This window comes from Methylobacterium sp. 22177, assembly GCF_052045615.1.
Classification (GTDB): Bacteria; Pseudomonadota; Alphaproteobacteria; order Rhizobiales; family Beijerinckiaceae; genus Methylobacterium; species Methylobacterium radiotolerans.
In genome coordinates this window covers 1-365 of the sequence record NZ_JBQEPK010000141.1, presented here as the reverse complement: position 1 = coordinate 365, position 365 = coordinate 1, and the positions used below count along the sequence as shown (strand labels likewise).

Sequence of the window (365 nt, the reverse complement as noted above, 5' to 3'; positions counted from 1 at the left end):
TGGGTCACCTTGTCGAGCTGCTGGATCGCCTGGTTGATCTGGCCCGAGCCGACATCCTGCTCGCGGCAGGCGGCGGTGATCTCCTCGACCAGGCCGGCGGTCTTCTTGATGTCGGGCACGAGCTTGCCGAGCATGTCGCCGGCTTGCTGGGCGGCCTTGACGGTGTCGGCCGAGAGCGTACCGATCTCGGCCGCGGCTGCCTGGCTGCGCTCGGCGAGCTTGCGCACCTCGCTGGCCACCACCGCGAAGCCGCGGCCATGCTCGCCGGCCCGGGCCGCCTCGACGGCGGCGTTGAGCGCCAGCAGGTCGGTCTGGCGGGCGATCTCCTGCACGATGGTGATCTTCTGGGCGATGGTCTGCATGGC

Annotated in this window: 1 protein-coding gene; it reads right to left on the bottom strand. The window is 70.4% G+C overall.

The genetic code is table 11. The features are described 5' to 3' along the window. On the bottom strand, window positions 1-365 hold a 365-nt coding region (locus ACTJK8_RS32435; protein WP_440763221.1), incomplete at both ends, for a methyl-accepting chemotaxis protein.